The sequence below is a fragment of the Paraperlucidibaca wandonensis genome (assembly GCF_042677145.1).
Classification (GTDB): Bacteria; Pseudomonadota; Gammaproteobacteria; order Pseudomonadales; family Moraxellaceae; genus Perlucidibaca; species Perlucidibaca wandonensis.
The window spans coordinates 1,237,977-1,261,079 of the sequence record NZ_JBHTIT010000001.1; the positions used below are offsets into that span (position 1 = coordinate 1,237,977).

At 49.1% G+C, this 23,103-nt stretch carries 16 protein-coding genes; 6 read left to right on the forward strand and 10 right to left on the reverse strand.

Annotated features, from left to right (window positions below; genetic code table 11):
- Positions 1 to 9 precede the first annotated feature (9 nt).
- The 3 genes from ACFQ0F_RS05770 to ACFQ0F_RS05780 all read right to left on the reverse strand — a co-directional run bounded on the left by ACFQ0F_RS05770 (position 10) and on the right by ACFQ0F_RS05780 (position 6,263).
- Complete coding sequence (locus ACFQ0F_RS05770; protein WP_379070021.1) at positions 10 to 2,070, reverse strand: CocE/NonD family hydrolase; 2,061 nt, start codon at positions 2,068 to 2,070, stop codon at positions 10 to 12.
- Between the two features lie 111 nt (positions 2,071 to 2,181).
- Positions 2,182 to 4,122, reverse strand: a complete 1,941-nt coding sequence (locus ACFQ0F_RS05775; RefSeq protein WP_379070024.1) for a CocE/NonD family hydrolase — start codon at positions 4,120 to 4,122, stop codon at positions 2,182 to 2,184.
- Positions 4,123 to 4,226: 104 nt separating this feature from the next.
- Positions 4,227 to 6,263 carry an ATP-binding protein gene (locus tag ACFQ0F_RS05780; RefSeq protein ID WP_379070026.1) on the reverse strand — a complete coding sequence of 679 codons (2,037 nt, stop codon included), beginning with the start codon at positions 6,261 to 6,263 and terminating at the stop codon, positions 4,227 to 4,229.
- A gap of 151 nt (positions 6,264 to 6,414) precedes the next feature.
- Here ACFQ0F_RS05780 and ACFQ0F_RS05785 point away from each other — a divergent pair, with 151 nt between their 5' ends.
- Positions 6,415 to 7,059: a response regulator gene (locus tag ACFQ0F_RS05785; RefSeq protein WP_379070029.1), complete on the forward strand. Its 645-nt coding sequence runs from the start codon at positions 6,415 to 6,417 to the stop codon at positions 7,057 to 7,059.
- 10 nt (positions 7,060 to 7,069) lie between these two features.
- Here the strand turns inward: ACFQ0F_RS05785 and katG are convergent, their stop codons facing one another.
- Positions 7,070 to 9,229, reverse strand: a complete 2,160-nt coding sequence (gene katG / locus ACFQ0F_RS05790) for a catalase/peroxidase HPI (protein ID WP_379070031.1) — start codon at positions 9,227 to 9,229, stop codon at positions 7,070 to 7,072.
- A gap of 332 nt (positions 9,230 to 9,561) precedes the next feature.
- Between katG and gdhA the strand changes: the two genes are divergently transcribed.
- The gene (gdhA, locus tag ACFQ0F_RS05795; protein ID WP_379070034.1) at positions 9,562 to 10,905 is read left to right on the forward strand and encodes an NADP-specific glutamate dehydrogenase; all 1,344 of its coding nucleotides are present in this window, start codon (positions 9,562 to 9,564) and stop codon (positions 10,903 to 10,905) included.
- A 92-nt stretch (positions 10,906 to 10,997) separates the two neighbouring features.
- On the opposite strand, the gene ACFQ0F_RS05800 is transcribed toward gdhA, so the two are convergent.
- On the reverse strand, positions 10,998 to 11,879 hold the full coding sequence (locus ACFQ0F_RS05800; RefSeq protein WP_379070037.1) for a LysR family transcriptional regulator: 882 nt from the start codon (positions 11,877 to 11,879) through the stop codon (positions 10,998 to 11,000).
- A 109-nt stretch (positions 11,880 to 11,988) separates the two neighbouring features.
- On the opposite strand from ACFQ0F_RS05800, the gene metE reads away from it, so the two are divergent.
- Positions 11,989 to 14,280 (forward strand): 5-methyltetrahydropteroyltriglutamate--homocysteine S-methyltransferase, encoded by a 2,292-nt coding sequence (metE, locus tag ACFQ0F_RS05805; protein ID WP_379070040.1) that lies wholly within the window; start codon positions 11,989 to 11,991, stop codon positions 14,278 to 14,280.
- A 64-nt stretch (positions 14,281 to 14,344) separates the two neighbouring features.
- Here metE and ACFQ0F_RS05810 read toward each other — a convergent pair whose 3' ends face one another.
- Positions 14,345 to 15,511, reverse strand: a complete 1,167-nt coding sequence (locus tag ACFQ0F_RS05810; RefSeq protein WP_379070042.1) for a hypothetical protein — start codon at positions 15,509 to 15,511, stop codon at positions 14,345 to 14,347.
- Positions 15,512 to 15,662: 151 nt separating this feature from the next.
- Here ACFQ0F_RS05810 and ACFQ0F_RS05815 point away from each other — a divergent pair, with 151 nt between their 5' ends.
- The 3 genes from ACFQ0F_RS05815 to ACFQ0F_RS05825 all read left to right on the forward strand — a co-directional run bounded on the left by ACFQ0F_RS05815 (position 15,663) and on the right by ACFQ0F_RS05825 (position 18,711).
- Positions 15,663 to 16,073 carry a hypothetical protein gene (locus ACFQ0F_RS05815; protein WP_379070044.1) on the forward strand — a complete coding sequence of 137 codons (411 nt, stop codon included), beginning with the start codon at positions 15,663 to 15,665 and terminating at the stop codon, positions 16,071 to 16,073.
- A 915-nt stretch (positions 16,074 to 16,988) separates the two neighbouring features.
- On the forward strand, positions 16,989 to 18,263 hold the full coding sequence (locus tag ACFQ0F_RS05820) for a hypothetical protein (RefSeq protein ID WP_379070047.1): 1,275 nt from the start codon (positions 16,989 to 16,991) through the stop codon (positions 18,261 to 18,263).
- Positions 18,264 to 18,303: 40 nt separating this feature from the next.
- Positions 18,304 to 18,711 (forward strand): hypothetical protein, encoded by a 408-nt coding sequence (locus ACFQ0F_RS05825; protein WP_379070050.1) that lies wholly within the window; start codon positions 18,304 to 18,306, stop codon positions 18,709 to 18,711.
- Between the two features lie 80 nt (positions 18,712 to 18,791).
- On the opposite strand, the gene ACFQ0F_RS05830 is transcribed toward ACFQ0F_RS05825, so the two are convergent.
- From ACFQ0F_RS05830 to ACFQ0F_RS05845, 4 genes are all read right to left on the reverse strand, one after another.
- Complete coding sequence (locus ACFQ0F_RS05830) at positions 18,792 to 19,079, reverse strand: hypothetical protein (protein ID WP_379070053.1); 288 nt, start codon at positions 19,077 to 19,079, stop codon at positions 18,792 to 18,794.
- Positions 19,080 to 19,245: 166 nt separating this feature from the next.
- Positions 19,246 to 20,076 (reverse strand): hypothetical protein, encoded by an 831-nt coding sequence (locus tag ACFQ0F_RS05835; RefSeq protein WP_379070056.1) that lies wholly within the window; start codon positions 20,074 to 20,076, stop codon positions 19,246 to 19,248.
- Positions 20,077 to 21,663: a hypothetical protein gene (locus ACFQ0F_RS05840; RefSeq protein ID WP_379070059.1), complete on the reverse strand. Its 1,587-nt coding sequence runs from the start codon at positions 21,661 to 21,663 to the stop codon at positions 20,077 to 20,079.
- A gap of 15 nt (positions 21,664 to 21,678) precedes the next feature.
- Positions 21,679 to 22,983: an OmpA family protein gene (locus tag ACFQ0F_RS05845; RefSeq protein ID WP_379070062.1), complete on the reverse strand. Its 1,305-nt coding sequence runs from the start codon at positions 22,981 to 22,983 to the stop codon at positions 21,679 to 21,681.
- Positions 22,984 to 23,103: the final 120 nt, after the last annotated feature.

Genomic DNA, 23,103 nt, shown 5'->3' on the forward strand with positions numbered 1-23,103 from the left:
CTCTACTAGTTACTGTGCCAGCGCGCTATTAGGCACCACTGGTAACACCACACTTGATGGATGCTCGGGGCCGACTAAGAACGTTGCTAAGCCAAGTACACCCTTGAGAAGCGAAGACAGTACTGGTTGCAGGCCCTGGGCTAAATTGCTCGTACTCAGCGAGACCTGTAACGAGTGACCTTTAGCAATTTTTGCGCTAGTTGGAAAGATCTCCACTTGCATAAGCATGGGCTCATTTGGCTTAACTGGCAGCACAGACTCGGTAGTAAATGGGTGCCAAGGCTGAATCATTATGCCATCAATAACGCGACTCCGATTTTCATCGACTGCACGGAACGAGGCGCTTAATAGGCCATTACTCAGTGGTCGGGACTTGCCTGTCGCTGGATCATAATCTGAGATGCGTACCGAAACACTGCTTTCTAGCGCAGTGGTCTTCATCCATACATTAGCCTGAATGGGGCCATTGATGTAGAGATCATCCTCCAAAGCAGGCGTTGAAAACACGACCGAGGACTTTTGGTTAATGTGATCATTATCGAAGCATGGTAATGGCAATGCACTCGCTGCACCGAATGTCCATTGCGACAAGCTTTGCGAGCACAGCCCAAAGATTGGCGCTTGTAGTGCTGGCCACTTGGCAACGAACTGACTTGGCATATCTTTCAATAACGATTTGTTGGCTTGAAAAAAGTATTGTTCAGGCCGCATTTGTGCGTGAGGCCAATCATTACTAGTAACATAGCGCTCTTCACCCAGCACATACTGTGTAACATTAGGTAAACGCTCGGCTCCAACTGGCAAGCCTTTTACGTACTGATCAAACCAGCGCAATTGAATTTGATTAAGTGGTGGCACACCATCACGTGGTAAGCCACTTGAACCAATGGCTTCAATATGCGTCCACGGACCAATCAAAACTTTAGTAGTTACAGTATCTTTAATACGCTCAAACCACAGCGGCTCACTTCGTTGAAATAAATCAAAGAGACCGCCAACGATAAACGTAGGAACTTCAATTTTATAAGCTCCCTCAAGTGGAGAGCGTGCAGCCCAAAAAGCCCCATCGGTTGTCGTGTTTGCCTCACCTAAAAGGCCTTTTAAAATAACTGGCACTTGGAAATTAGCCACGGCTCCAAGTACATGGTTTAGCAACGCAGTAACACCATTAATTGGATTTACTAAAATAGCCTCTAAAGGAACAGCCCCTAGCCCAGTAACTATAAGCATCCAAAATGGAAGGAACACGGGACTCAACTGACCACCGGTAAAAGCAACATCGCGATATCCATCCCCAATAGGTACAACTGGAAATACTGCTTTAACAGCGGGTTGATTTTGTTGTGCGGTAAGAATAGCTGTAATACCTAAATAAGACTCGCCGTAAAGACCAATATTGCCATTTGACCATGACTGCTTAACTACCCAATCCACAACTTGTGAGTAATCGTTTTGCTCTCGCTCCCCAAATGCCTCCCAGTGCCCTTGGGAATTGCCAGTCCCGCGAACATCTACTACAACCGTCGCATAGCCATGAGAAGTCATATAAGGGTTAGCGCCTCCCAAGGCAGGCACTACACTACCGACAGATGTATTATATGAGGTTTGAATTAAAATAACTGGGAACGGCCCTTCATTAACCGATCGACTATTACTTGGCAACGTAACTTTAACCGCAAGCTTTACACCATCATCCATTTTAATAAATTGTAACGGAAGGCTTTTAGATCTTTCAAATGTTGGTGCTGGATCGTAGCTTGACCAGGCAGTATCGGACTCAACAGCAGGGTTTCCATAAACCTCACTTAGCTCATGCCGCGATCCCAAAGTAGTCATAATGGGCGTTAGGCTTTCTGTTGTATCTGTATCTGTATCTGTATCTGTATCTGTATCTGTATCTGTATCTGTATCTGTATCTGTATCTTCAGGATTATTATTTAAACTATCTTCAACTTCTTGCTGAGAGTTTAGCTCAGAGAACTTATTATATTTAATATTTTTTTCTGACCCACCACAGGCGGAGATCAAAATAGCGACTAAGGCAATAAAAGAATAGCGATATATTTTCACAACAGTATCCTTACTGTAATTATAATTTCCTTATATTAAGCACACTAAATTTAGAGCCAGCAAGAATTACAGAGTAAACTATTGTAATTCTTGCTTTCGGCTTTTATACGCTTATAACGCGCTATTAGGCACCACTGGTAACACCACACTTGATGGATGCTCGGGGCCGACTAAGAACGTTGCTAAGCCCAATGGCCCCTTGATCAGCGACGACAATACAGGCTGCAAGCCTTGCGCCAAATTACTCGTGCTCAATGACACTTTCAGCGAATGGCCTTTAGCAATTTTTGCGCTAGTTGGGAAAATTTCCACTTGCATGAGCATGGGCTCATTTGGCTTAACTGGTAGAACAGACTCAGTAGTGAATGGATGCCATGGCTGAATCATCACGCCGTCGATGATGCGGCTACGGCTTTCATCCACTGCGCGAAACGAGGCACTTAATAGGCCATTGCTCAGTGGTCGGGACTTGCCTGTCGCTGGATCAAAGTCTGAGATGCGCACCGACACGCTAGTTTCTTGCGTCGTTGTCGTCATCCACACATTGGCCTGCATGGGGCCATTGATATACAGATCATCTTCCAAGGCTGGTGTAGAAAATACGACCGATGATTTTTGGTTAATGCTGTCGTCATCGAAGCATGGCAAAGGCAGCAAGCCGGCTATACCAGCTGTCCATTGCGAAAGACTTTGCGAACACAGGCCAAAAATCGGCGCTTGCAAGGCAATCGACTGCGATGCTTTTTCGCTAGGCTGATCTTTCAGCAATGATTTGTCGGCCTGGAAAAAGTATTGCTGCGGCTTCATTTGCGCGTGAGGCCAATCACTGCTGGTGACGTAGCGCTCCTCACCCAACACATATTGCGTGACATTCGGCATGCGGTCGGCGCCGACTGGTAAGCCTTTCACATATTGATCAAACCAGCGCAGCTGAATTTTATTCAGCTCGGGCACACCATCTTGAGGCAAGCCATTCGAAGGCACACCAGCCGCTTCAATATGCGTCCAAGGGCCAAGAAGCAATTTGGTAGGCACCGAACCTTTTAGGCGCTCAAACCAGAGCGGCTCGCTGCGTTGAAAAAGGTCAAATAAACCACCAACCACGAACGTCGGCACTTTGATTTTGTCAGCATTTTCCAAAGGTGAACGCTTTGCCCAAAAATCACCATCAGCCGCGGTGCCTTGATCACCCAATAAAGCTTTCAAAATTGTCGGTACTTGGAAGTTTGTTACTGCGCCTGTGATGTGGCTAAGCAATGCCGTAATGCCGGTTGCAGGATCAGCAGCAATACCTTCCAAAGGTAAGGCGCCAAGGCCTGTAACTAACGTTATCCAGAGCGGGATAAAGGTTGGATTAACCTGCCCACCAGTGAATACGATATCGCGGTAAGCATCACCAAGAGGCACGATGGGGAAAGCCGCTTTAACGGCAGGATGTTGCTGCTGAGCAGTGAGCATAGTGGTAATGCCCAAGTACGAGACACCAAACAGGCCAATTCGGCCATCTGACCACGACTGTGTAGCTGCCCACTCCACTACTTGTGAATAGTCTTTTTGCTCGCGCTCGCCAAAGGCTTCCCATTCGCCCTGAGAGTTGCCGGTGCCGCGCACATCGACTACCACCGTGGCGTAACCGTGAGAAGTCATTAATGGGTCCGCACCACCAATGGCCGGAGTAAAGCTGCCCAGCGAAGTGTTGTAGGAGGTTTGAACTAAAATTATCGGAAACGGGCCTTCATTGAAGTTCGCAGCATTGCTCGGCAGAGTCACTTTTACTGCGAGCTTAACGCCGTCATCCATGGTGATGAATTGCAGAGGAATCTCTTTCGACGAACTGAAGGTCGGCGCTGGATCATAGTCAGACCACGCGCTATCAGCTGCCGGTGCGGCGCTGCCGTAAGTCTCACTTTCGGCGCTGCGAGTACCCAACTTCATTACTGGAACCTGACGCTCTGCAACAGGCGATGTGCTATCACTTGATGAGCTTGAGCCGCCACAGGCACTGAGCATTAAGCTCGTGATAGATATGGCTAAAATGGAGCGAATGACCATGTCAATGTCCTGATATTTTTATAATAGGCGCACATTTAACAACATACGCTGTCAGACTAACAAGCATTACAAAGTAAGCGACGGATTCTTGGCGAAGCGTAAGTCTAGGGCTTAACAAGACCCGCTAGCTGCACCGTAATAAGCACATGCCAACGCCCCTCCTCTTGCCATTGCTGGCACTCGCCCGCCAGCTCAGCCGCGCGCTGGCGTAGACTCTCAGAGCCATGGCCAGCCGTGGTCTCGCGCGCACCATCAACACCATCGTTTACGACTTCAATACGCAGTGCATCTTCGGCACTGAGTCTTATAGTAATAGCGCTGGGCCGAGCATGCTTTATGGCATTAGTCAGGCTTTCACGCAGCATTCGGCTTAAATGGCCATACTCATTGGGAGTGAGCAAGGCGTCCTTCTCCACGCAATGCCAATGCAAGGTAATGCCACGCTCGGCGCAACGTAAAATCGCTTCGTCATGCCATTGATGACAAGCATCCTTTAAGCCAATGCCGGCAGCCACTTGCTTCGATAAAATCGTGCGTAAATCGGAAATGGCTTCCTTCACGATAGGGCGTGATTGATCGTCGCTACGGTGCAATAAAGTCAGCAACTTTGCGCCCAAGTCATCGTGCAGATCTTGGCGAATACGCTGACGCTCTTGCTGTGCGCCAGCGGCCTTTGCCACGACTGACTCGCGCAATATTTCATTTAAGTCGATGACAAGTTTGGCTATTTTCAGGTCTTTACGACTAAACAGACGCCGACCTTGCTCAGCATTGTGCAGGCGTAAAACATACTGACTATCGGGCAATGGCACGACCAAGGACTCACCATTCTCTTTAATGGACGCATCAGTCACCGCGGACTTCTCTAGACCACTAGCCAATGGCGAAAAAACTGAATCTAGCGCTAGCTGAATAGCTTGATCGCCATCGCCGATACGATGCGCGGTCAACATAACCGGCAGCGACTGCGCCATCCACTCCTCAAGACCTGAGCTGCGCCTGTCGAAGAAATAACGCCATATAAGCTGGCGTACTGGAAAGTACAACCAACCTACCAAGGCCAGCGCAGTGGTTAATGCAGCCGGGTCAGAGAAGGACAATACCGAGGCTAAGATCATGTCCATAACCAAGACCGCCAAACCGCCCAAAACCCATGCCCATATACTAAAAGACCAGAGCTCAAGATCGAATAAGCGGTAGCGCACAATCGCCAGCATCATGCCGGCATACATCATTAAAAATGTGGCGAGAATAACGCCCTGCGGTGCTGGATCAGCGAACTTAAACACAATGGGCAGGATGATGGCGCCGGCAAACACAAAGGTGCCGAAAATCACGGATAGTAAAATCCAGCGCAACGCCAAACGGTCGGCTGGCATATGGCTAGTTCGACGCCATTGCACATAGAGGCCTGTTAGCGACAGCAGTAACATGACCAGAATTAACGCATAAAAGCTCAGCGCAATACTCTCGTTTAGTTGTAATAAGTCACAACTCAAACCAACAGGAAGGGTCAATACAATCAGCCAATTCCAACGCCGGCTAGTGTTTTTAACGGGGTAGTTCCAAAGAAATAAAGCCAGCGATGTGGCAAACGTCATGGTGCCTATATGGTTAATCGTCGATAGCGCTTGAAACAGCCAGCCGTCGATAAATAGCTCTCGCGTACTGTAAATAGCCGCCGACACCGAAGCTAAAAAGTAGCCAACACCTGTGCCACTAAACGCTAAAATTGCTATGGAATTTTTCGCCGGAATCCAAGCCAGCAAACACACCACCATGCCCGCCAAGCCGCAAATAATTTGCAGCCAAAATAGGCCTGGCAAGTCAGAAATATGCCTCTGCTTAGGTATTAACTGAATAAGCTCGCCCGAAGTTGTCGCCATGCTCAGCCGCTTATTTTCTAATGCCTGAGTCAGCTTTGTTGACTGCTGAAATAGTCGATTCATATCGGCATAAGTGGGCAATGTATCAGGCTCTTCTATAGCGAGGTGACTAGTCGCCGCGAGGCTATCCGTGCCTATTAAGAAATGACTTAACGTATGACTTTTGCCATCGTAGTGCGCGCTCAGCACTGTGCCATTGCTAGTAAATGTGGCATTAGTAGTGGGTAGGCCACGCGCAATAACAATGCTGAGCATGACTAACGCAATTGAGATTAGAAGCCCAAAGGCGAGTTTTATTTTTATTGGAATCATGGCGCGATCTTATCGCGTATGATTTCCATGGCCTAGGTCACCTGTACGACTAAAGTAGCAAGTCATCGTTATTGCGATAAATCAGGAAGAGCGAGTGCTATCACAACCACGTGTCATGCTTATTGAGGACCATCTGGTCGTAGCCGAGTGGCTAATTCCATTGGTCGAAGCAGCGCTAAATACACGCTCGCTGACTCATCACGCCTGTTTTGCCGATGCCAAGGCCGGCATATGCGCTGAAAAGTTTGATGTTTTCCTCGTCGATCTTGGCCTGCCAGATGGCGATGGCACTGACCTCATCTCACTGATTAAACAAACTCAGCCAAACGCCTCATGCATAGTCACGACGATTTTCGATGACGCTGAGCATCTCTTCCCTGCCCTGCACGCAGGCGCCGATGGCTACTTGCTCAAGGATGATAGCCGCGAAGAGTTCACCGCCGGCATTGTTGGCATTTTAGCCGGCAAGCCGCCGCTCTCAGCCTCTATCGCACAGATGATGTTGCAGCAGTTTCGACCGCAAACATCGCCAGAAGATCAACCCTTAACCGCTCGCGAAACCGATATGCTTTGCGCAATTGCTAAGGGCCTGAGCGTAAAAGAGGCCGCAGAGATGCTATCCATCTCACCTCACACGGCCTCTGGTTACATCAAAACGATGTATCAAAAACTACACATCAATAGCCGTGCCGAAGCCACTGCGAAGGCTATTCGCATGGGTGTGATTCGGCACAGCTAATAGCTCAGCCTTACGCTATATCGAAGCGATCAGCATTCATCACCTTGACCCATGCAGAGACAAAATCGGCAATAAATTTCTGCTGATTATCATCTTGAGCATAGACCTCGGCATAGGCGCGCAGCACCGAGTTTGAGCCAAATACCAAGTCCACACGCGATGCTGTCCATTGGGTTTTGCCAGTCGCGCGCTTCACGATGTCATAGCTGTTGCGGCCAGTTGGTTTCCACTCATAGGCCATGTCGGTGAGATTGACGAAAAAGTCATTGCTCAATACGCCAACACGATCAGTGAACACACCCTTTTGACTGCCACCATAGTTGCAGCCGAGAACGCGGAAACCACCAATCAGAACCGTCATTTCATGCGCTGTTAAGCCCAAGAGTTGGCTACGATCGAGTAAAAGCTCTTCGGCGCTGACCGAAAAATCTTGCTTCAGCCAATTGCGGAAACCATCGTGGACAGGCTCGAGCGGCTCAAATGACTCTTCATCGGTCATCTCTGCTGTTGCGTCGCCACGGCCTGGTGTAAATGGCACGCGGACATCGACGCCGCCGGCCTTCGCCGCTTGTTCAATACCGACATTGCCGGCAAGCACAATCACGTCGGCAACACTGGCGCCAGTCTCAGCAGCGATACGCTCGATCACAGCCAAGACTTTTGCCAAGCGCTCAGGCTCATTGCCCGCCCAGTCTTTCTGTGGGCTCAAACGAATGCGCGCGCCATTAGCACCGCCGCGTTTATCTGAGTCACGATAAGTGCGAGCGCTATCCCAAGCGGTGCTCACCAAATCACTCACTGACAAGCCACTGGCCGCAATTTTTGCCTTGATAGCGGCAACATCGATATCGCGTTTACCTGCTGGCACGGGATCTTGCCAAATCAACTCTTCAGTCGGCGTATCGGGGCCGATATAACGCGCTTTTGGGCCTAAATCACGATGCGTCAGCTTGAACCAAGCTCGTGCAAAGACATCCGAGAAATACGCAGGGTCGTTGTAGAAGCGCTCAGAAATTTTGCGATACGCCGGATCCATTTTCAGCGCCATATCGGCATCAGTCATAATGGGGTTGTGACGAATCGAGGCATCCTCAACATCAACAGGCTTATCTTCCTTTTTGATGTTAATTGGCTCCCATTGCCATGCACCGGCCGAGCTCTTTTTCAGCTCCCAGTCATAGGTGAAGAGCAAATAGAAGTAGCCGTTATCCCATTTCGTTGGATTGGTAGTCCAAGCGCCTTCCAAGCCGCTGGACACAGTATCGCGGCCAATGGCACGCGTGCTGTGATTCATCCAGCCTAAGCCCTGCTCTTGCAACTCCGCACCTTCAGGCGCTTCGCCCAAGTTTGCAGCGCTGCCATTGCCGTGGCATTTACCCACGGTGTGACCACCAGCCGTTAGCGCGACCGTCTCTTCATCGTCCATTGCCATACGGGCAAAGGTTTCGCGCACGTCCCGAGCAGTTCGTAATGGATCAGGCTTGCCATCAACGCCTTCTGGATTGACGTAAATCAGGCCCATCATCACGGCGGCTAACGGGTTTACCAAATCGCGTTCGCCCGAATAGCGGCTATTTTCATTATCGCTAGCGGCCAACCATTCGGTCTCTGGCCCCCAGTAAATGTCTTTCTCAGGATGCCAAATATCTTCGCGGCCAAAGGCAAAGCCATAGGTTTTAAGACCCATGGATTCATAGGCAATGGTGCCGGCTAGAGCGATTAAGTCGGCCCAACTCAGTGCATTGCCGTATTTCTTTTTGATAGGCCACAGTAGGCGTCGAGCTTTATCGAGGTTAACGTTGTCTGGCCATGAGTTCAGCGGTGCAAAACGCTGATTGCCTGAGGCGGCACCACCGCGACCATCGGCAATACGATACGTGCCAGCAGCGTGCCATGACATACGAATCATCAAGCCACCGTAATGGCCCCAGTCAGCCGGCCACCAATCTTGGCTATCGGTCATAAAGGCATGTAGGTCTTTTTTCAGTGCATCGATATCTAGCGACTTAAGCGCTTCACGATAGTTAAAACCGATGTCCATGGGATTCGTTTTCGCATCGTGCTGATGCAGGATGTCGAGATTCAAGGCTTTCGGCCACCACGCAGCATTCGAGCTAGCTGTAGTCGTGTTAGCACCGTGCATAACGGGGCATTTTCCTGTGTTTGACATGTTTTTTATCCTCGTTTCTTATCAATGAAACAACAGATTAAGCGGCAAGCATGGATAGTGGCTAATGAGTACTTTATGTATTTTCGATAGTTAAAATACATAAAGAAGCAGACTACGCCCTAACACTCCTGACTCTCTCAGCGTAACACTACTATTACCGAGCATGCTGAGCTGATTAAGCACAACCAGTGACACCAAAATAGTGCACATAATTAAAACATCACGATTATTTTGGTGCATTTCTACCAAATAGGAAGTTTTGCACCTAAAATGTGCGATCTAGCGATTAAGTATTGATATCGCGCACCATTTTAGTAAAGCGAGTTCGCCACATGCAGTACCAAACCAGTCATGACTTCATCAGTGCCGTTACCAAGCGCAACCCAGACCAACCTGAATTCATTCAAGCCATCACTGAGGTTATTGAAAGCGTTTGGCCATTCCTTAAAGCCAATCCGCGCTTCACTGAACTGAGCTTACTGGATCGCTTGGTTGAGCCCGAACGTGTGGTGATATTTCGCGTGTCATGGATCGATGACGCTGGCCAAGTACAAGTCAATCGCGGCTATCGCGTGCAGCACAACTCAGCCCTTGGTCCTTATAAAGGTGGTTTGCGCTTTCACCCATCGGTGAATCTCGCAATTTTAAAGTTTCTAGCCTTCGAGCAAACACTGAAAAACTCTTTAACCACTCTGCCAATTGGCGGTGGTAAAGGCGGCTCCGACTTCAACCCTAAAGGTAAAAGCCAGCAAGAAGTCATGCGCTTCTGCCAAGCCTTTATCACTGAGTTGTATCGCCACATCGGCTCCAACACCGATGTGCCAGCTGGCGACATTGGCGTTGGTGGTCGTGAAGTTGGCTATATGGCCGGCATGTATAAAAAACTCACCAATCAAGCCGACTGCGTCTTTACCGGCAAAGGCATCAGCTTTGGCGGCTCGTTAATTCGCCCAGAGGCCACAGGCTACGGCACTGTGTATTTTGCCAAGCATATGCTGGCTGAAAAAAATATGACCTTCGACGGCTTACGCGTGTCGGTGTCAGGCTCGGGAAACGTCGCTCAGTTCGCCATCGAAAAGGCCCTAGCTTTAGGCGCGAAAGTCATCACTGCATCTGACTCCTCAGGTACCGTTATCGATGAAGATGGCTTTACCACTGAGAAACTAGAGCTACTGAAGCAAATCAAAAACGTCGAATATGGCCGCGTTAGCGACTATGCCACCCGTATTGGTGCACGCTTTGAGGCAAATGTTCGCCCTTGGCATGTGCCTGTCGATGTTGCCCTGCCCTGCGCAACCCAAAACGAACTCGATGGCGATGATGCGAAAGCATTGATCAAAAACAACGTTGTCTGCGTTGCTGAAGGCGCCAACATGCCTTCGACGCTAGAGGCGGTGACCTTGTTTGAAGATAACCACATCCTTTTCGCGCCTGGCAAAGCCAGCAACGCCGGCGGCGTCGCCACATCGGGCTTGGAAATGAGCCAAAACGCCATGCGTTTATCGTGGACTCAGGAAGAGGTCGATACCCGTCTGCAAGAAATCATGCAAGGCATTCACGATGCCTGCGTGAAATACGGTCGTCGCGATAATGGTTCAATCAGCTATGTTGATGGCGCGAATATCGCCGGCTTTGTCAAAGTCGCTGAGGCCATGCTCGCTCAAGGCGTCGTTTAAGCCTAGCCATTGCTGAACTAAAAAAGGCCGCCCCTATTGCTAGAGGCAGCCTTTTTTTGTGGCAAAAAATAGATTAATGCCGCTTTGCTAAGTCATAAGCTTCGCGCTAACTCGATAAACGCGCGCAAATAATCAACGCTTAAATCGCCCTCGCGCGCACCCAAATAAATTTGTTTGGCAATGCCCTCTGCACCTAAGCGCACCGGCACCACCGCCATGCTTGCGGCATATTCTTGCGCCAGCCAACGCGGCAATGCCGCCACACCACGACCACTCGCCACCATCTGCAACATAATATCGGTAGTCTCAATGGTCTTATGTCGCTTCGGCATGACGCCTGCCGGCAGCATAAACTGGCTGTAAACATCCAAACGCTCAATGGCCACCGGATAGGTAATCAGCACCTCATAACTCATTTGCTCAGGCTTAACAAATGCCTGTTTTGCCAAGGCATGATCGCGCGGCACCACCAACACCTGCTCATAATCAAACACTGGCTCAAACTGCAGGCCAGGCTTCAGTATTGGATCCGGTGTGACCAATAAATCGATGTCATAGCTAAACAAGGCGCCAATGCCACCGAATTGAAACTTCTGCTTCACATCGACATCAACACTAGGCCAAGCGGCCAAATACGGCGCCACCACCTTCAGCAACCACTGATAGCAGGGATGGCACTCCATGCCGATGCGCAAAGTGCCACGCTCACCCTCGGCAAACTGCCGCATACGCTCTTCGGCATGCTCAAGTTGCGGCAATAGGCGATTGGCCAGCCCAAGCAAATAGCGCCCTGCTTGCGTGAGCCTCAGGCTGCGCCCTTCTCGCAACCAAACGTCCGTGCCTAACTGCATTTCCAGCTTTTTCATGGCATGACTCAAGGCCGACTGCGTTAGACACAAGCTGCCGGCTGCGGCGGTCAGCGAGCCCTGCTTTTCGACCTCGCGAATGATGTTTAAGTGGCTGCGCTCAATCATGATTGATTAATTTATCTCATGGGTAGGTGAATTATCACCATTTTACTTCATATATTGCTCTGCCTACTATCCTCGACGTCGCTTCATCTACACAGACCGAGAATTAATCATGTCAAACATAACTACCCACAACCTTGGCTTTCCGCGCATCGGTGCGAAACGCGAACTGAAGTTTGCGCTCGAATCCTATTGGCGCGGTGAGTCATCGAAAGATCAACTAACCTCCGTGGGTGCTGAACTCCGCCAGCGCCATTGGGCGCATCAAGCCAAATTGGACTTGGTGCCCGTTGGCGACTTTTCCTTCTATGACCAAGTGCTTGATTTAAGCTTCACGCTAGGCAACTTACCCGAGCGCGTCCAAAGCTTTCATGGTGATACCCTAGATAACTACTTCCGCGTTGCCCGTGGCCGTTCGGCGGCTGGCGCTGAAGATCATGCGGCTTGCTGTGGCGGCGTGGCGGCAGGTGAAATGACCAAATGGTTCGACACCAACTACCATTACATCGTGCCCGAGTTCACAGCGGCTACCGCGTTTTCGCTCGATGCCAGCCGCCTGCTAGCGCAAGTTGCCGAGGCCAAAGCTCAAGGCATTAAGGCTAAACCAGTCATTGTTGGCCCCGTTACTTACTTGGCCATTGGCAAGGCCAAAGACAACTCAAACAAGTTGGCTCTGCTCGAGCAACTACTACCAGTCTATGCCGACTTGCTCACGGCCTTAGCCGCCGCAGGTGTGGAATGGGTACAAATCGATGAGCCGATTTTGGTCACCGAACTCAGCAGCGAATGGCAAGATGCTTTCCGCACCGCCTACGCCGCTCTAAGCAAAACCAAAGTTAAATTATTGCTGGCCACCTACTTCGGCCAACTGCAAGAAAACATAGCACTGGCCTGCGAGCTGCCCGTGCATGGCTTTCATCTCGACGCCATTAATGCCCAAGCCGAAGTGGCCACGTTGCAAGCTCAGCTACCTCAAGATCGCGTGCTGTCATTAGGCGTGATCAATGGCCGTAATATCTGGAAAACCGACTTAAACACCCTGCTCGATTGGCTCGAACCTGTAGCTAAGCAGCTCGGTGATCGTCTGTGGATTGCCCCTTCCTGCTCGCTTTTGCATGTGCCGGTAGATTTAAACAGCGAACTTAGCTTTGATGCCGAAGTGAAGCCTTGGCTAGCCTTCGCGCTGCAAAAGCTCGACGAGCTAGAAATCATCGCCACTGCGCTTAACCACGGCCGCGACAGCGTAAGCGCCGAACTCAGCGCCAACCGCGAAGCCATTGAGGCTCGCCGCCTATCGCCTCGCGTCAATAACCCTGCCGTAAAAGCAGCATTGGCCACGATCACGCCAGAATTGGGCCAACGCCGAAGCGCATACACCGCACGTGCGGACAAACAGACCGCGCTACTGCAACTGCCTAAATATCCAACGACGACCATCGGTTCGTTTCCGCAAACGGCCGAAATTCGCCAAGCGCGCAGCCAATTTAAGGCCGGCCAAATCGATGACACCGCCTACACAGCGGCCATGAAAGCCGAAATCGAACGTAGTGTGCGTGAGCAAGAAGCATTAGGTCTGGATGTCTTGGTGCATGGCGAGGCCGAGCGCAATGACATGGTGGAGTACTTCGGCGAGCAACTCGATGGATATGTGTTCAGCCGCTTTGGTTGGGTGCAATCGTATGGTTCACGCTGTGTGAAACCGCCAATTTTGTTTGGCGATATCAGTCGCCCCAATGCAATGACCGTGGCATGGACTACGTTTGCGCAGTCGCTCACAGCAAAGCCCATGAAGGGCATGCTAACTGGCCCTGTGACCATTTTGAATTGGTCGTTTGTGCGCGATGACCAGCCGCGCTCTGTTTCGTGCTACCAACTAGCCTTGGCTATTCGTGCAGAGGTTTTAGATCTCGAAAAAGCCGGCGTGCAGGTCATTCAGATCGATGAAGCCGCATTGCGCGAAGGCTTGCCGCTACGTCAGTCACAATGGCAGGCGTATCTGGATTGGGCAGTTGAATCGTTTCGCATCAGCGCCAATGGCGTCGGTGACGCTACGCAGATTCATACCCACATGTGCTACTCGGAGTTCAACGACATCATCGCTTCTATCGCCGAGATGGATGCCGATGTCATCACCATCGAAACTTCACGCTCTGATATGGAGCTGCTAGACGTATTCGATCACTTCAACTACCCGAACCAGATAGGCCCAGGCGTCTACGATATTCACTCGCCGAATATCCCGACCGAAGCTCACATGGTGCAGCTAATGCAGAAAGCCGCTGAGCGCATCCCAGCCGAACGCCTGTGGGTGAACCCTGACTGTGGTTTGAAAACGCGGCAATGGCCTGAAGTTTTACCCGCCCTGCGCAATATGGTGGCAGCGGCGAAAACGTTGCGAGCTTAAGCGAATGCAAGGTCAAGCCTAGTAATGTCTAGGTTTGACCTGAGTGCTTTAATACTGATCGATATTAATATGTTTTCACTAATGAGCTTCTAATTGCGCCGTGTAGGCGATCATGCAGTTTCATCACATCATTCCTAATACCCACCACCTCTTCAGCTTCTGCTCTCAAGCCATTAAGCCTCTCTTGCATACGTACCAAATTTGGATGTGTTGCTTCATAATTTTCTTTTGCGTCGCGTACTACTTCTCGTGCCTCATCTCTAGCTTCAACACAATCGCTCACCTTACTACTTAAGGAGTTCATTGCTCGCTGCTCACGTGATTGGCAACTTCTCAAGCAGCTAAAGTTTGGCTCCATGCGATAAGTACCAAAAATTGGATCGCGCACACTTTGCTCACAGCGTGAAGCGCAATCAAAATCTGGACGCTCTGCGCTACAATTCATACGTGCGTCATCTATATTATTTTCTGCTTCGCGCTTATAGCGCTCTAGCCTCTCAACCAGCGGCATCGCATCCTTATTTAATGCAGTGTGAGCAGTCGCCAACTCGTGCAACCGCCAACTACTGCCTACATTTTTCAGCACATTGCTTATATCTTTTGCGCTGATGCTATTGATCTGCTCATGAAGCATTTTCAACTCACCTATGGTGAGGCGATACACCTCTAACCCCTTACCTTCGGGAGGGAGATCATCAGCATCGAGTTCGTACTGCTCGTCAAATTGTTGATATGGGCTCGTTACAAAGATTGGTTTTAATCGCTTATTTCGTGAAAGCTCAGCCTCATATTTCCGAAGCAGAGCTTTATATTCATCTCGCAAATCGCCTAACTCACCTAGTAATGCCTTACTTCTTACCGGTGGTGGAGCTTTTATTGCTTTGATCCTTGCCTGCATATTGGCAATGCTGTCTTTGTATTGCTCAACTAAGCCCACCACTTGCTCATCGGCTAATGTGTTTATGTAGTCTTGGAACTGCGCAAGAAGGCTTTTATCGATCTGTCGAGACTCCAACTTGTCTAACTCGTGCTGCACACGGACTAGCTCTTTCGATAGGCGATGCAGTTCGCTTTTATCAGCCGCTACGGCATTAGTCGGCCATGCAAAGAGAAATGTTAAAAGCAACAATACTTGAAGAATTGAGGGCACTACTCTTTGCATGATGAGCCTTTCGTTTGCTGAAAACGAGGCAAACCTATCGTCATCACTAAGCAAGGTCAAATTTAACAAGCCCTTTCTCGCGTCAGAATTTGGCTGAATTAGCCGGCACCCATGTGGACATAAAATTGACAGTCGCATTTGATTTTGATTAGGTGTCGCAGAATCAATGCGATGACTTGAGTAGCCAAAATACATTTCAGTAAATTTAGAGAGTTAATAAATGAGAGTACTTGCCGTCCTTTCCGCAGCTGCGATGCTGTCCGCCTGTATCACCAGCACAGCTCCAACCCAAAACGCCACATCGGTGCAAAAACACACTTTTAGAACTGAAAAATTTAATGCGCCTGGCGTAGACACAGGGCTGTTAATTATTAAGCGTGATACCGGCATGAGAGGGTCTTCCTGTATTCCTTTGATTTCGCTAAATGGAGATCATGTTGCGCCGATCAATGTGGGACAAAAGCTTGAGCTGCACGTGCCTGCCGGGCGACACTCACTCCACGCGTATCCAAATAAAAATTGTGCAGCACCTGCGATAGTAACCTCCGTTGAAATTAAGAAGTCCCAAACTACAACCTATCGCTTAGGTTTCGTTAAGCGCGAAATGGTTTTTATACCAACGTCGAATTAGTCGTAAATACTCACACAACCAAGGCTTTACCCTTGGTTGTGTGTAGCAGACACGCCATAAATCAGCCAAAACAGGCTCATAAAAAAGGCCACTCCATTCAAGTCATTGTTATAACTCAGGAAATAGCCTTAATTTAAATCATTTAGCGGTGGGCACAGTCTTGAACGAACTCGTCTGCGCCCTATTTCCCTGCTAACAGGGAAGTATCAGGGATATTAATCACTGAAATGCTGGAAGATAGATCAAGCATCACGGGCCGGTACTTACTAGGCCTCAGCGTCAATACCGCCACCTCATGGGTCGAAAAATGGAATGGCGGCTGTCTCTCTCATTTTTATACGAAGCCTGCCGACAAACTTCGTAAGCTCGCATGTGATACGGATCTTGCCTCCTACCTAAAAGCTAGTGGCAGTGAACACTCCCTGCCTTATTATCCATATGGCAACATTGCCCCGGGGGCGAGCTTTTGCGGCAGCCACCACCATGCGCTAACGCGACGCTACTAGACACGATAAGTGCTAATGCCACGATCATTATTTTCATATCACCCTCTCTTATTAACAGAGATCCCCTACTCTGTTGGTAAATCTTTAATAACACGAAAGATCAAATTGAAGCGGTAGTAGATCCAGATCTGTATAGCTGATGACGCTAAGGTGAAAGCGACATCGCTTGTAAATTCACATAGACAGTTTATCTCAACCAGCGAATTAACTTGTCAGCACCATTAAGAACAACGCCCCCCTCAGTAACATCTGAAGGTACTAACAAATTAATAAATTGACATGCCTGCGTCACTAAAAATACTATATTATAGTAACGAATATAATGACCTACTTCATCTCGTAAATTTAGACGGTGTAGCACGAATTCGCTACTACTCATTATTTTTAGGCTCATCAGAAGGAACTGACTATGAAAGTGCGTCACTTAAATATCTCAATCGTGGTAGCGCTATCAGCGGTGTTTACAATCAGCGGGTGCGCCACAAATAAGCGCGCTCCAACCGCTCAAGAACAAGCAATGGCTCTGCAAATGCAGCAAGCATTTATGCAACGAATTCAAAATGGCAATATGGCACTAGCGCAGATGAGGCAACCTATTACCCAGGCTGCTACTCAAGCCCCTGCCTCAGAAACCAACTCCCTAACCGAGGCTGAGCTACTTCAAGCGATTAATGAATTTCCTCCGGCTGAAAGTAAACAAGCCATAACTCTTGAGCGTGATGGTTTGAAAATTGGCACACAAATGTACCTAGATGCCGAAGGCGAGATTGTGACTTTTGCGGCCAACAAAGCCACAGGAGATGTGACCTATTTAGTGGCCAAGCCCGGTGCTGTGTATGATATTAAATATATTCGTGCGGGAAGCACGCATGAGCCGATTCTCTTAGCAACGGCAACTAAAGGTCGTGGCACATGGTCGGTAAAGACAGTTACGGGGAAAGCCTTATCTGGAAACAGTTTGCTGCCAACATCGAAAGGCGTTGTGATGGCTCGGTCAAGCTCTGGATTTATTTATGAGCCAGGTAGTGCGATCAAAAGCTTTGCGACACCGAAGGATTATCATATTGCTGACTTTCAAAACGGTGATATTGCCTCTACAGGTTATATCTTGTTGGAAAAAGACCCGATCGAGAGTCGCTCTAACAATGCTGCAGTACAGCTTTTTCAGTTAGCTAGCAGCCTGGCCAAGACAGTTACTCTTAGCGAAGACAGCGATTATGCCTTGATGAACTGGCGTGATGGCCGTCTCACAACATTCGTGAAGGGCATACATGGTAAGAACGTGGCTGATGGCGGAAATAACTGTCGCGTTCAAAGCAAATCGGTCGGCTTGCGGAAGTGCGAGTCATTGAATTTCCGCGAGGCACTCTATGAGCCAAGTGGCATGAGGAACCACACCCATTACTTTTGGGGCATTCATTGGTTCAACACTCCAGAAGGTCCATTTGCCATAGCGCAAGAAGAGCGTAGCCGCAAAGTTACCATGACGAACTTAGCCACAGGCAAGAAAGCCATACTGCTTGAAGATATTTTAGCATTCACAAACTTTGAGGCATCTCAGTCGCCAGAGGGAGTTATTCGTATTAGCGCAACTTCACGGTTGATTACACCAAATGTGATACCTGACGCCTTGGCTAAATTCAAACTAAGTGTTGCTCAACAAGAAAACCCTAGTTTGAATTGATGGCGTGAAGTACCAATACCTACCAAATAGAGTGACTTATATGAAAAAGCTAACTTTTTTATTCGTATTAATATTTGCTCTAATAGGATGCTCAGATAAACCCAGTGACAATGAAATTGAAGAGCAGATTGTAGGAAATCTACTGAGTAACGGCGGGGATGAAATATTTCGAATTGAGAACTTTGAAAAGACAAATGGCTTCGAAAAGGACTCTAAAACTTATATAGCTGATGTCAAATATGAGTTGGTATTCAAAAAAAGTTTACATGAGGTGGCCCAGCAATTAAAGCAAGAGTCACAGGAATCACCATTTGGCAGGATGGGAGCAGAGCTCGGCGTTATGGCTCTTAAAATGCAGTTTGGTAGCTTTGAAGCAGGTCACAAAGTATCTAAAGAGGAGAAAATCAGTTTTAATAAGACTGAAAATGGTTGGCAAGTTGCTGAGTAGGCTCAGCTGGTACTGGCAAATAATCTAAATCAGCGAGTTAATTTGTCAGTACCAACGGCAGGGCAACATCTCTCTACCTACTAGCTGTCTTGCTTTTGTAACGTATAGTTCACAATTGCATTTCTTGTCTCGATCTGAGCCTTAACAACTGACAAGAAGGAATATGTAACGCCCAAACCAGCCAAAGAAAAAATTATTGTTACAGCGCCGCCAAAGAGCGCGCTAATGCCTGGCATAAACCCATATTGAAAGGATGCCAATCCACCAAGTATCGCCGCCAAACCGGCTAAGCAACCCATAACAGCGCCAATTTGTGCAATGGTTCTCACTAAATCATAATATTGTGGAAGTGGCATTTCATTTTTCATTTATATTTCCTTTACATAAAGTATATAAGATTATATTTGTTGAGTGCTTTTAATAGTTCTTATCACAACAATCGGCAATAGCGGAAGAAAAAATTAATACTGCGTCGAAGATTAGGCCGCCACATTGACAAACTATCCCAACCAACGAATCAACTTGTCAGAACCATTAATTCAAATCGACATTCAGGCTTGGCGAACCAAATGCGATCAGGCTAGCGTTAGAACCTTCAAAATAGCCTTTCCAAAAGTCCTGCAACAGCTCCATGGTCTTACCGGAACGATAGGCCTGTTTAATATCTTTGGTGACCAAGCCAGCGCCTGCCACATACACACGCGCACCTTGCAGATTGGCAAACAGCAGTTTATCCCTGACCCTCTGCAGTTCAGCCTGAGGCTGCAGGTCACGTATGCGATTATTATCGTAAAAGCTACCGAAGTCGCTGTTCTCTAACATGTCAGAAATAAGCAAGATCACGCGCTCATTGGCCGGCTGGCGAGCCAAGTCATCACCTATATCGCGGAGTGAGTGGAAGATCTCGCTACGGGGAATATCATCCGATGCTCCGCGCAGGATGGAGACGAAGGTTTGGCCGAACTTCTTGCGAAAGAAAGCTTGCTGATCCGCAATGCATTTGTCGAAGGTGCGCAGTGACTGCATACCGATGCTGTCACGCTTTTTGCCCTCAAGAGGTTTATTCAGCTCACCAGCAAAGCGAAGCTGCATAAACTGGTTCGGCAGAAAGGCTGAAAAGCTATACAGACGAATCTTATCGCCTGGTGCTACAAAGCGATTAATCTGCCCCCATGCTGCTTTTTGGATACTTTCAGGCATGGGAACGGTTTGATCGACGATCACTGTCAGCTCACGACCAGAGTTAGTTTGGCGGTATTCGTTGACCTTGGCATAGCCGTAGCAATCAGGGATATCGTTGCGTTCACCTGCCTGCCCAATGGCAGGTAGGCATAGCAGCAAGGCATAAAGGGTCTTGATCTTCATTTAGGCCTCATCAAAGTCTTTCAACAGTTGCTGTTTTTGTTGTTCGGCGCGAATCGCTAAGACAGTATCTAAGTCGTAGCCACCGTTGGCACAAATAGTGACCAGCCTCTCGTGACTGCTTTTAGTGAGATCTAAACTGCGCAATACGTTGTAATCCACAGTGCCGAGTGCGGACGAGCCTGCTGCTGACTCATGGCCCTCTATCGTCGCCAGAGCCGGCGCTACCGCTACGGCTAGGCTACTCATACTCAATGTCGATTGTTCAACCCTCGACGCGCTTGGTTGGGGCTGCGAGCAATGAATGCCATCTTCTGCCTGCATACGTAACACATAAGCATTAAAGTCGCGGCCGTGGGCGTCTTTAAGAGCAGATTGTACGTCGCTGTCAGTCGTGGTTCGTTTAGATAGTTTCATCTGCAGCATGCGCAACTTGTGATCAGCTTGCGCAGCAATCCTACCCCGCTGATTCCTCATCCATCGCTCAAGCTCAGCGGCATTGTTGAACTTATGAGTGTATTGCCAAGCACGCTTAGACTCGACCCCGGCGAAACCAAAGATCGATGCCAGCCAGACACTAACAGCTTGTATAGCGACATAAATGACCGAAAGCACCACAAAAGTAATTAACGAGGCACTACGAATAGCGCTCATTTTATCGGCCAATGTGCTGTCGTTGGCCTCCTGATTTACCGCAGCGGAGTCTGCGGGCAGCTCGAACGGGCTGGCGCTGCTTTCGTAGCTTTGCTCAGCAAACGCGCTTGGGTTACCAACCATGTCGGTTTCGATACTTTTGAGCTGGTAGGCACGGATACCGAATGCCGCACAGGCCATAATCACAACCACTAGGGCGCAGCCAACGATCCAGCCATAACGTGGAGTTACGCTTTGATTGGTAACGATACGCGCCAAAATACGGTTGTAATCTTTGCCACCTTCATCCGTCTCATTTACCTCGATTTGTACAGTTGGCAGCTGCTTCAATGGGGTGACCTTATTCACATCCCGGTCGCTCTCCCACCAGTGACGTGCTTTGGCGACCAGCGAATTATGGTGAATGGCTCGTCCTGCGGCCTCAGCAAAGCCGGCGGAGATAATCGACAGCAGAAACGCAGCCATCCAACCTAGATAAGCCTGATCATTGGATGACAGATTCTGGTTAATAAAGGGCACTAGCACATAGGCAAAGCCGACCGCCTCAAAGAGGATCAGTAGAAAAATTAGCACCATTACCCAGATTGGCCTCTCGCGCCGGCCAATCTCACCGATAGTAGCTAGATAGGACCCGCACTTATTGTAGAAATCGGCATTTTTTACCCCAACATCCTGATAGTAATCGTAGTAGTTGTTGCACAGTGAGGCTTCACTAAGTAGCCATTTCTTCTGATCGGTACTGGTACTACCATTGGCTAGGCGCGCGACGGTGCCGATCAATGGGGTGCCGTGCCATACGCGCATCAGAAAATAGCCAACCGTGTCCCAGTACACTTTAATAAGGATTGCCGAAAGCAGAGTGGCAATCACCGCGCTGGTTAGCAACTTATTGGCCCAAGCTAAGGCCATCAGCGCACTGAAGCTAAAGTCTTCCATTTTAAACTCCTTAAATTAGGTTCGAACCGGGATAAATTTAGCGCTGTAGGCTTCGCCATTACTACTCGGATAAAACAACATGCCGTCTATTGCCTGCGAATTACCTTTGCTGAACACAACATCCATGCAGGACACGGGTGCTTGCTGATCGGTTATGAACACGCGATAGAGCACGCGGTCCTCACCTTCGTAGGTGTTAGCGATGGCTTTGACCTTGATCTGCGCCTTACGATTGCCGCCAGCATAGTCCTGCACCACTTCCACGAAAGGTTGCCGACCCACTGCAGCATCATCGCGGAGGATGGATACGGGAGAAATTAGCACCAGGTGGCCATTCACTTTTTGCGCCCAGACACGGTTGTTGTAGCCAGGAAGATAATCAGTTGTGGCACGAGTTTGCAGAGCCTGACCACTGGCTAAGTTAAATACCTCACCACCCTGCCGCGGCTTATCGCTCTCACAACTACTCATCGGGATATCTGCCGCATTGGCCTTACTTATAAGGGTGAAGCCACCGTTTTTCGGGGCAATGGCTTGGCCCAGCGTCCAACTACTAGCAATGGCAGGCTGACCAGCAAAATCGATCACCTTGCCTGCGTATAGAGGCTGTGCGATTTTGCTTTCAGGGGTTTTGGCGCTTGATATCTTGGTGGTTTCTGTAGATCTTTTCGGCGTAACAGTGGCAGCCTTGGTGGACGTGCCATGAGCCAGATACTTAGGATTGTTCTGCTCGGCATTGACCCGCTTAACCAGAGTACTGCGGTCATTGACCTCGACAATCTCTACGCGACGGTTTTTACCACGCAGCTGGCTGTCACTATTGTCAGCAATAGGCCTAGACGCTCCAGCCCCCTGAAAGTACATACGATCACGAGCGATGCCCTGCTCAGCCAAAATACTAGCGACCGCACGAGCTCGGCGCTCAGATAGCTGTTGATTGCCTTGCGCACTACCGGTGGCATCGGTGTGGCCAACAACCAGAATAGCTGAGGAGTTAGGCTGATTAGGTTGTGGTGCAAATGCACTAGCCAACTTGCGTACTTGGCGTCGACCATTGTCGCTGAGTGTGGCGCTGCCAACCGAGAACATACCTTGGTCTTCGATCTGCGCAACAATACCCGCGTCTTCAGCAGCAGCACCTGGCGTACTGCCTACAGTCTGCAAAGTTTCCAGCTGCATATTGAGGTTTTCTTCGCGCGCTAGTTCCTCCAACTTGTTCAAACGACTTTTATACACCAATGCCAAACCGCAGCCGGTGACAGCACCAGTTAACGCGCTGCCAATAATGACTTGATTGTTTTGATTGGTCAGCATAGCCATTGCTACACCTAAAGCAGCGCCCGCTGCGCCACCGGCTATGCAGTTTATGTTGCTGCTGTTGTTCTTGGCGAAGTTCTCGATCGTGGCGCAGCTGCTAGTAGTTAAACTAATGGCCAGAGC

What these genes read in the sequence shown, in the direction of transcription:
- katG (WP_379070031.1), bottom strand. Translation starts at nt 9,229, where the DNA reads ATGTCAAACACAGGAAAATGCCCCGTTATGCACGGTGCTAACACGACT.
- ACFQ0F_RS05780 (WP_379070026.1), bottom strand. Translation starts at nt 6,263, where the DNA reads ATGCTCAGCATTGTTATTGCGCGTGGCCTACCCACTACTAATGCCACA.
- ACFQ0F_RS05830 (WP_379070053.1), bottom strand. Translation starts at nt 19,079, where the DNA reads ATGAAAAATGAAATGCCACTTCCACAATATTATGATTTAGTGAGAACC.
- ACFQ0F_RS05800 (WP_379070037.1), bottom strand. Translation starts at nt 11,879, where the DNA reads ATGATTGAGCGCAGCCACTTAAACATCATTCGCGAGGTCGAAAAGCAG.
- metE (WP_379070040.1), top strand. Translation starts at nt 11,989, where the DNA reads ATGTCAAACATAACTACCCACAACCTTGGCTTTCCGCGCATCGGTGCG.
- ACFQ0F_RS05840 (WP_379070059.1), bottom strand. Translation starts at nt 21,663, where the DNA reads ATGGAAGACTTTAGCTTCAGTGCGCTGATGGCCTTAGCTTGGGCCAAT.
- ACFQ0F_RS05775 (WP_379070024.1), bottom strand. Translation starts at nt 4,122, where the DNA reads ATGGTCATTCGCTCCATTTTAGCCATATCTATCACGAGCTTAATGCTC.
- ACFQ0F_RS05825 (WP_379070050.1), top strand. Translation starts at nt 18,304, where the DNA reads ATGAAAAAGCTAACTTTTTTATTCGTATTAATATTTGCTCTAATAGGA.
- ACFQ0F_RS05815 (WP_379070044.1), top strand. Translation starts at nt 15,663, where the DNA reads ATGAGAGTACTTGCCGTCCTTTCCGCAGCTGCGATGCTGTCCGCCTGT.
- ACFQ0F_RS05820 (WP_379070047.1), top strand. Translation starts at nt 16,989, where the DNA reads ATGAAAGTGCGTCACTTAAATATCTCAATCGTGGTAGCGCTATCAGCG.
- ACFQ0F_RS05835 (WP_379070056.1), bottom strand. Translation starts at nt 20,076, where the DNA reads ATGAAGATCAAGACCCTTTATGCCTTGCTGCTATGCCTACCTGCCATT.
- gdhA (WP_379070034.1), top strand. Translation starts at nt 9,562, where the DNA reads ATGCAGTACCAAACCAGTCATGACTTCATCAGTGCCGTTACCAAGCGC.
- ACFQ0F_RS05845 (WP_379070062.1), bottom strand. Translation starts at nt 22,983, where the DNA reads ATGGCTATGCTGACCAATCAAAACAATCAAGTCATTATTGGCAGCGCG.